Origin of the sequence: Nostoc sp. CHAB 5836 (assembly GCF_020829445.1) — a bacterium.
Taxonomy (GTDB): domain Bacteria; phylum Cyanobacteriota; class Cyanobacteriia; order Cyanobacteriales; family Nostocaceae; genus Nostoc.
This window is the reverse complement of sequence record NZ_JAIVFV010000053.1, coordinates 26,797-40,450: the sequence shown is the minus strand read 5'-3', so window position 1 is coordinate 40,450 and position 13,654 is coordinate 26,797. Positions and strand designations below refer to the sequence as shown.

Here is a 13,654-nt window from a genome sequence, read left to right as displayed (position 1 = left end):
TAAATAACTTCAAGAACTAGATTAGGTCGTTTTTTATCTCCGGGCTACCATCTTAAGAAGTGATTTAAAATTAAAATAATGTTATGTTCTCTATCTTTTGATGTATTCAAAAGACTAAGATTAAGGGACAATTCATGAACATTGGTGTCAACTTAACGCGAAACCGCCCGTCCGCCAGGGATTGTAAATCCCTGTCTCATAGCTAAAGTCATCTGAATGATGACTAAAATATCGCCAAAAATCCCTAGTCTACTTCAGTAGACTTGCGCTGTTAGTCAGGGAATATAATTCCCTGGCGGGTGAACAACACCCAATCAGTACGCTATTTTTGGCAAAAGTAGACACTAATGTTCATGAATTGCCCCTACGGGAAATCAAGGCTTTCACATTATTTTTGCGTAAGTCCTGAAGAGAATGCTTGATTGATGCTCTTGTAACAAAGTAAGTTGCACATCGTGCTGGGTTGACAATAAAAATGAATGGTTTTTCTCATAGCTTCTTTGATATTGTGGGCAACTTTTCTACAGTTGTCGAACTCCTACGCTTAAGAAGCTCTACGCAGCCAAATAGAGATGCTTTTACCTTTTTGTTAGATGGGGAAAGAGAACAAACAACCCTAACATATCAAGAATTAGATAGGCGATCGCGCCAAATAGCTGCTCAATTACAAGCATTGGGTTTGACTGGAGAACGCGCTTTACTACTTTATCCCGCCGGACTCGATTTTTTGGTTGCTTTTTTCGGTTGTTTATATGCGGGAGTTGTGGCTGTAACTGCATATCCCCCTCGAAATGAGCGCAACACACCGAGAATAAAAGCTATTTCTATAGATGCACAAGCAGCGATCGCTCTCACTACAACAGAAATCCTGCCTAATGTACAGTCTTTAATGTCACAAAAGAATGACTTAGAATCCTTACAGTGGTTAACTACAGATAATCTTGCAGAGGGAATAGAAGATGCTTGGCAAGAACCCTGTATTTCGAGAGATACCTTAGCTTTTCTGCAATACACCTCTGGTTCTACAGGGACACCCAAGGGTGTAATGATTAGTCATGGAAACCTATTGCATAATGCTGACACAACTTACCAATTCATGGAGCATTCTCCAGAGAGTAAGTTCGTAACATGGTTACCGATGTACCACGATATGGGTCTGATTGGAGGAATATTGCAACCTTTGTATGGAGGTTTTCCTTGCATCATCATGCCTCCAGCTTCCTTTCTCCAACGTCCATATCGTTGGTTGCAGGCTATTTCTCACTACAAAGGCACAACCAGCGGTGGGCCTAATTTTGCTTATGAGTTATGTACTCAAAAAATTACTCCTGAACAAAAAGAAACTCTTGACTTGAGTAGTTGGAGTGTGGCATTTAACGGTGCTGAACCGATTCAGTACGATACTTTAGAGAGGTTTGCAGCAGCTTTTGCAGATTGTGGCTTCCGTAAAGAGGCATTCTATCCTTGTTATGGCATGGCTGAAACAACTCTGATGGTTTCTGGCGTGCAAAAGGCAAGCTCACCAATTATCAAAACAGTCCAGAAGTCTGCATTAGAATGCAATCGAGTCGTTGAAGCATCTGCTCAAAATGAGAATATTTATCAGTTAGTTAGTTGTGGTCGAGTTATACCAGAACAGGAAGTAGTAATTGCTAATCCAGAAACACTCAATAGTTCTCAACCAGATGAAATTGGGGAAATTTGGGTAGCTGGGCCGAGTGTTGGTCAAGGTTATTGGAATCGTTTTCAAGAGACAGAAGAAACCTTCTGTGGTTATCTATCAGACACAGGTAAAGGGCCATTCTTGCGAACTGGAGATTTAGGTTTTTTACAGAATGGTGAGCTTTTTATTACAGGTAGAGCAAAAGATTTAATTATTATTCGCGGTCGCAATCTTTACCCGCAAGATATAGAATTAACCGCAGAGTGTAGTCATCCATCATTACGTTCTGGTGGGAATGCAGCATTTACTGTAGAAGTTAATAACGAAGAAAAACTGGTAATTGTACAAGAATTAGAGTTTCGTGCCAAGCCAAATTTAGAACAAGTAATTTCTACAGTTCGCCAAGCTGTTACTGAAGAACATGAAGTACAAGTTTATGCAGTAGTTTTAATTAAACCAGGTAGTATTCCCAAAACTTCCAGTGGTAAAATTCAAAGACGTACAACTCGCACTCAGTTCCAGAATGGTGAACTGAATATAGTTGAAAGTGACATTCTCAAAATTAGTAATATTGCCACAAAAGAAACTCGATTACAGCGTTCTGAACTGTTGGCGCTTTCCCCAAGGGAATGTCAACCGCTTTTAGAATCATATCTGATTGAACTTTTGGCAAGAGTACTTTCAATAGCAACAGATTCCATCAATACTGAAGAACCATTAAGCACTCTGGGACTTGATTCTTTAAAAGTATTTGAGTTGAAAAATCGGATTGAGGTTGACTTAGAAGCAGAAGTATCCATAGCAGACTTCTTTGAAGGGATGAGTATGCGATCGCTTGCTACCAAAATCCTTGCTCAAATGACAGCTGAGACAATACCATCACTATCCCTTACCCAAGTCCAGAAAGCCGAAGTTTATCCCCTATCTTTTGCCCAACAACGACTATGGTTCCTCGATCGTTTAGAACCAGGCAACCCAGCTTACAATATTTCCTTAGCTGTTAATCTCAAAGGTCAGCTTGAAGTTACTCTACTAGAACAAAGTCTGAATGAAGTTATTCAGCGACATGAAACTCTAAGAACCACTTTTTCTACAGTCAACGGACAATCGGTTCAAATTATTGCTTCTTCTCTAAAATTATCTTTATCAGTAATAGATTATCAAAATGGCGCAGTTCAGCAATTGTTGACTCAACAAAGCCAACAACCTTTTGACCTAATACAGGGGCCATTGTTACGTGCTAAACTTTTGCGCCTAGCACAACAAGAGCATATTCTTTTGCTTGAGATGCACCACATAATCTCTGATGGCTGGTCTGTTGAGGTATTTTTACAAGAGATAGCATTACTATATAAAGCATTCTTAACTAGAAGTTCTTCACCTCTACCCGAAGTCTCTATCCAATACAAAGACTTTGCATACTGGCAGCGACAATGGTTACAAGGGGAAATTCTGCAAACCCAACTCTCTTACTGGAAACAACAACTTGAGGGTATCCCAGCCGCATTACAACTACCTACTGATCGACCACGACCGGTAGTGCAAACTTCACACGGCGCTCAACAATCTATCGAGTTGCCCGAAAAAGTCATTGAGCAATTAAAGGCGATCGCTCCTCAAAAAGGTGTAACTCTATTCATGTTGCTATTGGCAGCATTTCAGACTTTTCTTTATCGTTATACCGGTCAAGATGATATTGCTGTAGGAACAGCGATCGCTAACCGTAACCGTGATGAAATAAAACAGTTAATTGGCTTTTTTGTCAATACATTGGTGCTACGTACAGATATGGGCGGCAACCCAACTTTTGACGAGTTGCTGACGCGAGTAAAAAAAGTAGCTTTAGGAGCTTATACACACCAAGATTTGCCCTTCGACCAAATTGTAGAAGCAGTGCAGCCAGAACGGCATACCAGTCAAACGCCGCTTTTCCAAGTTATGTTCAATGTCCAAGATTACTCGCAGTTACCAGAAATGCCTGGTTTGGCATTGAGCTTATTAAAAATAGAAACCAAAACAGCGCAGTTTGATTTGAGCCTGTCTATTGAGATTACTAAAGAACGAGTGATGGCATCATTTGAGTATAATACTGACCTATTTGATGCTGTTACCATCACTAAGATGCTGAGACACTTTCAGAATTTGCTCTCAGGCATTGCTGTTAATCCTCAAGCTCGGCTATCCAACTTATCACTTTTGAGCGCCGCAGATCATCATGAGTTACTAGAACTTAGTACAAATAAATCTCAAATTCCCAATTCTCAAGAATGCATTCATCAACAATTTGAAGCGCAGGTAGAACGAACACCAAATGCAATTGCAGTGGTATTTCAAAATCAGTATTTAACTTACAGAGAATTAAATCAGCGAGCCAATCAACTAGCGCACTACCTCAAAAACTTCGGAGTCAAACCAGAAGTTTTAGTGGGAATCTGCATAGAACGCTCTTTAGAGATGATTATCGGACTTTTGGCAATCCTCAAAGCCGGAGGGGCATATCTGCCTCTAGATCCGGCCTATCCAAAAGAACGCCTCACTTTGATGTTAAAGAATGCCCAAGTGTCAGTTTTACTAACCACATCAGTACAATTGAACACACTTCCTGAACAGCAATCACAGGTAATTTGCTTAGATACAGATTGGCAAGCCATTTCTCAGGAAAACCAGGAAAACCCAATTCATCAGACACAACTTGAAAACCTCGCCTATCTAATTTATACATCTGGTTCAACGGGAACACCCAAAGGGGTAATGATTCAGCATCGCTCTTTGGTTTGCTATATCAATACTGCATCTATAAAGTTTGAGATGAAAACAAGCGATGCTGACGGCGGCCAAAACCAACGCATACTGCAATTCGCTTCCATCAGCTTTGATACAGCTGCTGAAGAAATCTTTCCCTGTCTGATCTGCGGTGCTGCTCTGATATTGCGTACAGATGAGACATTAAGCTCGACACCTCAATTTTTACAGCAGTGTCATGATTGGGGGATAACTGTTCTTGATTTGCCTACCGCCTTTTGGCATCAAATGACTGCTGAATTAGCAACAGCAAATTTGGCACTTCCCGATTCCCTGCGATTAGTGATTATTGGAGGCGAAAGAGCCGACAGAAAACACCTGATAATGTGGCAGCAACAGGTTAATCAACGGGTACGCCTTGTCAACAGCTATGGCCCAACAGAAACAACAATTGTAGCAACCCTCTGTGACTTATCAGTATCGACATCTGGCGAAGTACCGATTGGTAGAGCCATTCCCCAAGTCCAAACTTACGTCCTCGACCCCTATCTACAACTCTTGCCTGTAGGAACTCCTGGCGAATTGTACATTGGAGGTGTGGGTGTAGCAAGAGGCTACCGCAACCGACCAGAATTAACAGCAGAAAAGTTTATCCCCAATCCTTATACTACAGAACCAGGAGCGCGTCTTTATAAGACAGGCGACTTAGTTCGTTATCTACCTGATGGCAACTTGGAATTTATCGGACGCATCGACCATCAAGTTAAAATTCGGGGTTTTCGCATTGAATTAGGTGAAGTAGAAGTCTTACTCAATCAACACTTAGCCGTTCGAGAAACTGTAGTTGTTGTAAGTCAAGATTCTGTAAATTCTAAACGTTTGGTCGCTTATATCGTTCCTCAAAAAGGACAAACACTGACAATTACTGAACTGCGCGGCTTCTTGGAGCCAAAGTTACCAAGCTATATGATACCAGCAGCTTTTGTAATCTTGGAGGCACTACCGCTCACGCCGAATGGTAAAGTAGACCGTAAAGCACTACCTATTCCTAATACGGTACGTCCAGAACTTGAAGAAACCTTTGTTGCACCACAAACCACTATTGAAAAACAATTAGCTGTTATTTGGTCAGAGGTATTAGGCTTGGAAAAAATAGGTAGAAACGACAACTTTTTTAGATTAGGTGGCGATTCTATTCTTAGCCTTCAAGTAATATTTAAAGCCAACCAAATAGGGCTAAATCTTAATCCTAAGCAATTGTTTCAACATCAAACCATTGCTCAATTAGCAGTTATAGCTGGAACAACTAAGAAAATTCAAGCCGAGCAGATGGCAGTAACTGGTTTGCTAGAGCTAACACCCATTCAGCAGTGGTTTTTTGAACAAAAGCAACCAGAACCACACCACTGGAATCAGTCGGTATTGTTAGAAAGCAAGCAGAAAATTGACCCTGTAATTTTAGAAAAAGTCTTAAAGTTTCTCCAAAAACATCATGATGTTCTACGTTTACGATTTATACAAGATGAATTTAATACCCAAGCACTGAACGCTAGTCCTGATGATAAAATTCCATTGACATACTTTGATTTGTCAGCACTACCAAAAGATCAACAAGCGGCAGCAATTGAAGCAGAAACCAATAAACTGCAAGCTAGCTTAAATCTTTCACAAGGCCCATTATTCAAAGTTGCTCTTTTTAACTTGGGTGAAAATCAAGCCAAACGCTTGCTTTGGATTATTCATCATTTAGTTGTTGATGGTGTCTCGTGGCGAATTTTAATTGAAGATTTTCAAACAGCTTACCAGCAAATTAGTCAGGGTAAAGCTATAAAGCTGCCACCCAAAACAACTTCTTATAAAGAATGGTCTAGCTGTTTACAAAAATATGCTCAATCTTCAGCACTGCTTTCAGAATTAGAATTTTGGCTGACAACACAGAATCGAACTGTTTCGTCGATACCAATAGATTTTCGTGGTGGAAATAATATAGAAGAAACGGCTTCTATTGTATCAGTATCATTATCCACAGAAGAAACTCAGAGTTTGCTGCAACAAGTGCCAGCAGCTTACCGGACACAAATTAATGATGTATTATTAACAGCACTGACCCAAACATTTCACCAGTGGACGGGCGAAACTTCTTTATTAATTGACTTAGAAGGACATGGGCGAGAAGAAATATTTGAAGATGTGGACTTGTCGAGGACTGTAGGTTGGTTCACAAGTATTTTCCCAGTACACCTCAATCTTGAAAATACCAACGATCTAGGAAAAGCCTTGAAGTCGATTAAAGAGCAGATTCGAGCAATTCCAAATCAAGGTATTGGCTATGGATTACTGCGCTATATTAATGAGAATAAGGAAATAAGTGAAAAACTTTCCTTATCAAAGGCTGAAGTTATTTTTAACTATTTAGGGCAGTTTGATCAAGTTTTACCAGAATCATCTTTATTTAGCTTAGTACAGGGTTTAAGTGGTTCAAGTCACAGTTTACGAAGTAAACGAACTCACTTATTAGAAATTAATGGTGGTATTTATCAGGGGCAATTGGAAATGAGTTGGACTTACAGCAATCAGTTGCATCAGCAAAGCACAATTGAAGCACTTGCTCAAAGGTTTATTGAGGCATTGCGATCGCTGATTGCTCATTGTCAGTCTTATGATGCAGGTGGTTTTACCCCTTCCGATTTCGCTGAGTTTAAGCAAAGCCAATGGGATCAAACTGATCTCGATGCCATTACAGCAGCTATGGGAGATATGTAAGATGAGTGTGAAAAACAAAAACATTGAAGAATTTTATCCTCTCTCGCCGATGCAGCAGGGCATTCTCTTTCATAGTATTGCTGCTCCTCAATCTGGCATCTATTTTGAACAATTTAGTTTGACTCTCCAAGGAAAACTCAACATTTCAGAATTCCATCGCGCATGGCAGTATGTTGTAGAACGACATTCAATTCTACGCACCTGCTTTGTTTGGGAAGGTTTAAAAGAACCAGTACAAATTGTGCATCGACAGGTATCTTTACCGTGGCAAGAGTATAATTGGCAACATTTATCTCCAGAAGAACAACAACAAAAGTTAGAACTTTTTTTGCAAAGCGATCGCTCCAGAGGCTTTGAACTGACGCAGCCACCATTGATGCGCCTAACACTAGTTCAACTTTCAGACATCTCCTATAACTTGATCTGGAGTCATCATCATCTGTTGTTAGATGGGTGGTCTGTTCCCTTAGTTTTTAAGGAAGTCTTTGCTTGTTACAAAGCTTTCAGCAATGCTCAAGATGTGCATCTAGAACCCATTCGCCCATATCGAGATTATATTGTCTGGCTACAGCAACAAAACTTATCTGAGGCTGAGACTTTCTGGCGACAAACACTTAAAGGTTTTACTACTCCAACACAGCTATCAGTAAATAAAGCAGCTATAAAATTACCAGATCAAACAGATAGCTCTAAGGAGCAAGAGGTTAAGCTTTCTGTAGCCACAACAGCAGGATTGCAATCTGTAGCAAAGCAACATCAGTTAACGCTAAATACTTTATTACAGGGAGCTTGGGCTTTACTCTTGAGCCGCTACAGTGGTCAGGAGGATGTAGTTTTTGGGTCAGTAACTTCTGGTCGTCCCCCAACTTTAGCTAAAGTTGAGTCTATGGTAGGGCTATTAATTAATACACTGCCAATTAGAGTCCAAATATCACCCGAAGAATTTCTTTTGCCTTGGCTTCATAAAATCAAAGAGCAACTAGTTGAGGCACATCAGTACGAGTATACTCCGTTAGTGAAAATCCAAGGATGGAGCGAAGTTCCCAAAGATTTATCTTTGTTCGAGAGTATTGTAGTTTTTGAGAACTATCCCATAGATGCTTCCTTACGGCAGAGCAATATAAATTTGGAGATCAAGGATTTTCATAGCTTTGAAAAAACTAACTATCCGATAACTCTAACTGTGATTCCAGGTGAAGAGTTGTTGCTCAAGATTACTTGTGATGATAGCGTAGGCGTAGCCCGCCGTAGGCATCGCTTCGACACTGACACCATCACCCGGATGCTAGGACATTTGCAGACTTTGTTAGAGGGTATGGTAACAAAGACAGAGCAACGTCTTGGTGAGTTGTCGCTTTTAACAGAAACCGAGCGACATCAATTAATAGTTGAGTGGAATGGTACAGAAGTTGAATATCCTCAACAGCTATGCATTCATGAATTGTTTGAAGCGCAAGTAGAAAAAACACCCGATGCTGTGGCGGTGGTGTTTGAAGACCAAGAATTGACCTATAGCGAACTGAACGCCAAAGCGAATCAACTAGCGCATTATTTACAAAAGCTGGGAGTAAAACCAGAGGTTTTGGTGGGAATTTGTCTAGAGCGATCGATAGAGATGATCGTTGGATTATTAGCAATCCTCAAAGCTGGTGGTGCATACATCCCACTAGACCCTAGTTATCCTCAAGAACGATTAGCATTTATATTAGAAGATACCCAAACCCCAGTATTGCTAACTCAAACATCACTATTACAAGCAATACCACAACACAAAGCTCAAGTTGTTTGTTTGGATGCAGATTGGCACAATATTGCACAACAAAGTCAAGAAAATTTATTATCTGAGCTAGCTACTGACCTACTAGCTTATGTCATCTATACATCTGGTTCAACAGGTAAACCAAAAGGTGTACAAATTCCCCACAGTGCTTTGAGCAACTTTTTGTACTCTATGAGGCAAACACCAGGGTTAACCCATGAGGATACCTTATTAGCGGTAACAACATATTCCTTTGATATTGCGGCGTTAGAACTTTTTCTACCAATCATAGTTGGTGGTTTTTTAGTAATCGCTAGTCGGGAAGTAGCTTCAGATGGAACGCAATTGTCAGTTTTACTGACAAATTCAAAAGCTACAGTTATGCAAGCGACACCAGCGACTTGGCAACTACTTCTAGCAGCAGGCTGGAGTGGCAATGAGCAATTAAAAATCCTCTGTGGTGGAGAAGCTTTACCTGGACAATTAGCTAATGAATTATTGCATCGGTGTGCTTCTTTGTGGAATATGTACGGCCCCACAGAAACCACTATTTGGTCAGCAGCATCTCAGGTAGAAAATGGTAGTACTATTGTACCTATTAGTCGTGCGATCGCAAATACGCAACTTTACATCCTAGACCAATACAGTCAATTAGTTCCTGTAGGTGTAGTAGGCGAATTGCATATAGGTGGGAATGGACTTGCACGAAGCTATTTTAACCGCCCCGACTTGACAGCAGAAAAATTTATCCCCAATCCTTTCAGTAAAAAAGCAGAACGTCTTTATAAAACAGGGGATTTAGCGCGTTATTTACCAAATGGAGAAATCGAGTATCTTGGTCGCATTGACCATCAAGTAAAAGTCCGTGGTTTTCGGATTGAACTAGGAGAAATTGAAGCAGTAATCAGCCAATATCTAGCAGTCCAAGAAACTGTAGTTGTGGTGTGCAATGATGCAGCAGATTTGCAACAAATAGTTGCCTATCTAGTTCCTCAAACAGAACAAACACTGACAATTACTCAACTACGGAGCTTTTTAGAGTTAAAGTTGCCAACCTACATGATCCCAGGGGGTTTTGTCATATTAGAAGCACTACCGCTTACACCTAATGGTAAGGTTGACCGTCAAGCGTTACCAATTCCCGAATTCACACAGATATCATCATCAAATATTATTCTTCCTTCCACACCAATTGAGAATTTATTAGCAGGTATTTGGGCAGAAATACTTGGGATTGAAAAAGTAAGTATTGATCATAATTTCTTTGAATTAGGTGGGCACTCATTAATCGCCACTCGCGTAATTTCCCGAATTCGGCAAGTGTTTCAAGTAGAGCTTCCCTTACGTTATTTATTTGAAAAACCAACAATAGCTGGATTAGCAAAAGAAATTGAAAAAGCGCTCAAAGTAGACTCAGGAGACGAGGTAACGAAGATTGAGCAAATTGTGCGATCGCCAGAATTACCGCTATCTTATGCTCAACAACGGTTATGGTTCCTTGATAGATTAGAGCCAAACAGTTCCTTCTACAATATGCCTGCTGCTGTTCGCCTAGAGGGACAATTGAATGTCGAGGCACTAGAACAAAGTTTTAACGAAATTATCAGCCGTCATGAAGTCCTGCGAACCAATTTTCAAACCAGAGAAGGGCAAGCGATCGCTGTGATCTCACAAGAGATGTCTTTGATATTACCAATATTCGATCTGAGGGAGCTAACTTTAAATCAACAAGAAGCTGAAGTCAAAAAACAGGCTTCTGAAGAAGCACAGCAAGCTTTCTCTCTAAAAGAAGACTTGCTACTGAGAGTGAAACTATTACGTCTTGGTGAATCAGAACACATCATATTATTGACAATGCACCACATCGTCTCTGACGGTTGGTCAATAGATATACTCGTGCGGGAGTTAGCAACACTTTATCAAGCTTTTTGTGATGGACAACCGTCACCCTTACCTGGACTACCAATACAGTATGTAGACTTCGCGGCTTGGCAACGACAATGGCTACAAGAAGAAGTCCTCAAAACTCAGATATCTTACTGGCTTAAGCAGTTAGAAAACGCGCCAAAAGTATTAGAGTTACCCACTGATTATCCCAGACCAGTAATTCAGACTTTTCGGGGTTCAACTTACTCATTTAAGTTATCTGAACAACTCTCTGTTGGCTTAAATAAATTCAGCCAGCAACAGGGAAGTACTTTATTTATGACTCTTTTGGCAGCTTTTCAAACATTGCTATGGCGTTATACAGGTAGTGAAGATATTGTGGTTGGTTCGCCGATTGCTAACCGTAACCTGGCAGAGATAGAGGGGTTAATTGGATTTTTTGTCAACACTTTAGTTTTGCGGACTAATTTAGCCGGAAATCCGAGTTTTGAAGAGTTATTAAAACGGGTGAGAGAAGTCACTTTGGGAGCATACTCACATCAGGATTTACCCTTTGAGTTGTTAGTTGAAGAGTTGCAACCAGAGCGGGATTTAAGTCATACACCGCTATTTCAAGTGATGTTTGTGCTTCAGAATGCGCCGATGTCTGCTTTAGAGTTGTCTGGTTTGACTTTAAACTTTTTAGAAAGCAATAGTAATAGTGCTAAGTTCGATTTAACTCTATATATAACCGAAACGGTTGAGGGATTAATTGGTAATTTAGAATACAATACTGATTTATTTGAGGAAAGTTCTGTACAAAGAATGGCGGCGCATTTGCAAATGTTGCTTGAAGGAATTATAGCGAATCCACAGCAGCGTTTGTCGGAGTTACCACTGTTAACAGAATCTGAGCGACATCAATTAATTGTAGAGTGGAATGGTACAGAAGTTGAATATCCTCAACAATGCATTCATGAATTGTTTGAAGCGCAGGTAGAAAAAACACCCAACGCTGTGGCGGTGGTGTTTGAACAACAGCAACTTACTTACCGAGAACTGAACGCCAAAGCGAATCAACTAGCGCATTATTTACAAAAGCTGGGAGTAAAACCAGAGGTTTTGGTGGGAATTTGTCTAGAGCGTTCTATAGAGATGATCGTTGGATTATTAGCCATCCTCAAAGCTGGTGGTGCGTATGTACCCATAGATCCAATGTACCCACCGGAACGTATAGGCTTGATATTACATTCCGCTCAGGTGTCTGTGTTATTAACCCAGCAGCACTTGATAGAAAATTTTCCCAAACATCGAACTCAAATTATTTGTTTAGACACAGATTGGCAAACTATAACTCAACAAAACCAAACAAACCCAATTAGTGACTGTATAGCTGATAATTTAGCCTACATCATCTATACATCTGGCTCGACAGGTCAACCCAAAGGTGTGTTAGTTAATCACGCTAATGTAGCTCGTCTTTTAGCTGCAACTGATTCCTGGTATAACTTTAATCAACAAGATGTCTGGACGCTATTCCATTCAATAGCCTTTGATTTTTCTGTTTGGGAAATCTGGGGAGCCTTGCTGTATGGTGGAAAGTTGATAGTAGTACCATACTGGCTGAGTCGTTCACCTGAAGATTTTTATCAATTGCTATTAACACAGCAAGTCACGATATTGAACCAGACACCTTCGGCTTTTCGCCAACTGATACAAGTAGAAGAATCTCTGGAAAATAGTAATAACTTAAGGCTACGAGCAGTCATTTTTGGTGGAGAAGCTTTGCAAATTGAGAGTTTAAGACCTTGGTTTGAGCGTCATGGCGATAAGTCTCCACAGTTAGTAAATATGTACGGCATTACAGAAACAACCGTGCATGTTACCTATCGGCCGCTAACAATGGCAGACTTAGAACTAGCATCAGCAAGTGTAATCGGTCGTCCAATTCCTGACTTGCAAGTTTACTTACTAGATAGTTATCAGCAGCCAGTAGCGATCGGAATACCCGGTGAATTGCACATTGGTGGGCTTGGATTAGCCAGAGGTTATTTAAATCAACCTGAATTAACAGCCCTTAAATTTATCCCTAATCCCTTTAGTAAACAAGAAGGCGATCGCCTTTACAAAACAGGTGATTTAGTTCGCTTTTTATCAAGTGGGGATATTGAGTATCTCGGTCGCATCGATAATCAAGTTAAGATACGTGGTTTCCGTGTTGAACTAGGAGAAATTGAAGCGGCTATTATTCAACATCCATCAGTATCTGCAAGTGTAGTTATGCTGCGGGAGAATAAATCAGGAAATCAAAGTTTAATAGCTTATACAACTCTCCACCAAGACAAAACATTAACAATTCCTGAACTGCGCCGCTTCTTGAAGAATAAATTGCTTGACCACATGATACCAAATGCCTTTATGATATTAGAGGCATTACCATTAACATCTAATGGCAAAGTAGACCGTCAAGCATTGCCAATACCCAATGCTCTGCGCCCAGAATTAGAAGTTGATTATGTGATACCGCAAACTGAGGTAGAAAAAACAATAGCCTCTGTTTGGCAAAAAGCTTTGAATCTTGAAAAGATAGGCATTCACGATAATTTCTTTGAAATTGGCGGTCATTCATTACTTTTAGTTACAGTTCACAGCCAATTGCAAGAAATCTTAAAATCAGAACTGTCAACCCTTGATTTGTTTAGATATCCCACTATCAATTCTTTAGCAGAGTATTTAAGTTCATCTCCTAATTCCACAGCCCTTTTACAGGAAAATGATACTCAAGCAGAGAAAATTTCATCTGGTAAGGCGCAACAAAGAAAACGTCTACAAAAAATGAAATCAGTTGAAAATAATTAAGG

General features: G+C 40.2%; 2 protein-coding genes. Both read left to right on the top strand.

Features of this window, described 5'->3' with window-relative positions; all coding sequences use genetic code 11:
• Positions 1 to 475: 475 nt before the first annotated feature.
• Positions 476 to 7,168, top strand: a complete 6,693-nt coding sequence (locus LC605_RS13120; protein WP_229547974.1) for a non-ribosomal peptide synthetase — start codon at positions 476 to 478, stop codon at positions 7,166 to 7,168.
• A gap of 1 nt (position 7,169) precedes the next feature.
• Complete coding sequence (locus LC605_RS13115) at positions 7,170 to 13,652, top strand: non-ribosomal peptide synthetase (protein WP_229547973.1); 6,483 nt, start codon at positions 7,170 to 7,172, stop codon at positions 13,650 to 13,652.
• Positions 13,653 to 13,654: the final 2 nt, after the last annotated feature.